Raw genomic sequence first — 2,493 nt, 5'->3', positions numbered from 1 at the left:
GCTTACATCAATTCTTGTATAGAACCCATTTGATATCTATTTAATAAAGATATGGGGAGACGGAGAGATAGGGTTCTGGGGAGTTGGGGAGATAGGGACCTGGGGAGTATTTTTCAACCTTATTTCCCTTATACCTTCCCTCTACCTCCTAACTCCTGGCAAAAAAACTGAATCGCCGACAAAGATACGATCGGGGGTTCTATAGTCCTGATAGACTGAGGGTTGACTACTCCCCGGACTCAAGTCACGGGGATTCTAAGTAGATGCTACGCAACAGCGATTTATCCCTGTTGATACATCTATACTTAGCTGACCAAAGATATATTCTTTGGGGACAAGTCAAAGTGCCCCTACACAGTCGGCTAAGGCCAATGCCTAGCGTTCTGCTTACTTTTTATTGATAAAAATAGCACAGGACAACTAAAGTTATCTAATCTAAATGACTCTCTTGTTTTCATCCCCCGGCTAAAACACGGGGACCTTCAATGTCGCTTTTCGGTAAAAACAGAGTAGAGTACCTCAGCTATATTTATTGATAAATTATTACATAAACTTAAGATTGAATTTTGGGGGTCAAAAGTCAGTGAGTTGGATAAATCGCTTTTCTTTGTCTAGGGACATTGGAATTGACTTGGGTACTGCAAATACCCTTGTATATATATCCGGTAAAGGTATTGTTCTTCAAGAACCATCTGTGGTAGCTATTGACCAGGAGCAAAAAACTTCTATAGCAGTAGGGGAAGAAGCAAAAAGGATGCTGGGCCGAACTCCAGCTAATGTAACTGCAGTCAGACCTTTGCGGGATGGAGTAATTGCTGATTTTGATACAGCAGAACTAATGCTAAAGCATTTTATTAGAAAAGTTCATGAAGGAAAAACTTTAGTATCTCCAAGAATTGTAATTGGCATTCCTAGCGGAGTAACTGGTGTAGAAAGAAGAGCTGTAATGGAAGCTGCAGCTCATGCTGGTGCGAGAGAGGTACGATTAATTGATGAACCGGTTGCTGCTGCTATTGGTGCAGGGTTACCTATGGCCGAACCCACAGGTAATATGATTGTGGACATTGGCGGGGGGACTACAGAAGTTGCTGTTCTAAGTTTACAAGGTACAGTTTTAAGTGAGTCTGTCCGTGTAGCTGGAGATGAATTGAATGATGCTATTACTCAATATATGAAAAAAGTCCATAACTTGGTAATAGGGGAGCGGACTGCTGAAGATATCAAGATAAAATTGGGTTCAGCTTATCCGACTCAGGATGATAATGAGGAAACAATGGAAGTTAGAGGTTTACATTTATTATCAGGTTTGCCCAGAACTGTTACTGTTAAATCTGCAGAGACTAGAGAAAGTATGACAGAACCTCTATCAATAATTGTAGAGGCAGTAAAGCGAACTTTGGAACGTACTCCTCCTGAATTAGCAGCAGATATTATAGATAGAGGTATTATGCTAGCTGGTGGTGGTGCTTTATTAAGAGGGATAGATACTTTAATTAGTCATGAAACTGGTATTGTCACTCATATTGCAGCAGATCCACTTTCCTGTGTAGTCTTGGGTACTGGTCGTGTCTTGGAGAATTTTAAACAACTTGAAAGGGTTTTTAGTGGACAAATTCGCTAAAATTCAGCTAGTGTCGCTACGCGGAAGTTAAAAGTCAAAAGTATTAATTATTTAATTTAGGCTTTTTGGATTTTATAACTGGTTAGTTATTCCCGCCCTCTTCTACTAGCTAAAATTCGGCTATTTTGTAGCAAAATTATAGAGATTTAGAAGGTTAATTATTTGTATTTCTTAGTTTTGTCTTTATTTATAACTCCTAATTTTTGGGGCTTCTACTATATTTGAGTACCTATTGAAAAGCGTGATGATAATAACATAAAGATATATTATTTCACAGAACTTTTGATAATTTTGAGGTACAAATTTAATCTCTGTTCCCTATTTTTTATTTCTCATTAATTCTGTATTTTTAAAATTAGTAAGTTAGTAAATATCGAAATTCAGTAAGAAGACTAATTACTAATAACTCATGGTTAATTGCGATTTCAATAATCAAATATTAGCTAGTTAGAGGTTGCTGATTAACTATCAAATAAGCATTTCCTGCGGAATGTTGCGCAAACAGCTTTTTTAATGTAATGAAGCAAGCACTTGCTTAATTTCTACTACATTTTTCAACAAAGAATTGCAGCACAAAAATAACGAGCTTAAACTGTCCACTAAAGTAATAAAGCTGAAGTCCGCAGTTCCGATTATAGGAAGCTAGCTGATAGCTGATAGCTGACCGCTGAATGCTTACACAGAAGTTTCTGTTTTGAATATAAATTAGTAGTAATAAAGTTTAAAGTAGTAGCAAATTTTCAGGTTTTACCAATGCAAACATTGCGCCGTCGAAGCTTAAAAATAATGAAAAAAGCTGCATTGTTAATTGTAGCAATAAGTGCAGCTTTTTGGGTTAGACAAACTCAAGGTTCTTTACTTTTTGAAATTTA

At 37.0% G+C, this 2,493-nt stretch carries 1 protein-coding gene; it reads left to right on the top strand.

Annotation, left to right across the window (positions count from 1 at the left end):
* Positions 1 to 619 precede the first annotated feature (619 nt).
* The gene (locus tag AC3DU7_RS31030) at positions 620 to 1,621 is read left to right on the top strand and encodes a rod shape-determining protein (protein WP_488043084.1); all 1,002 of its coding nucleotides are present in this window, start codon (positions 620 to 622) and stop codon (positions 1,619 to 1,621) included.
* Positions 1,622 to 2,493: the final 872 nt, after the last annotated feature.

This window comes from Okeania sp. (genome assembly GCF_983059655.1).
The sequence above is the reverse complement of the archived record's forward strand: the minus strand, read 5'-3'. Positions and strand labels throughout refer to the sequence as shown.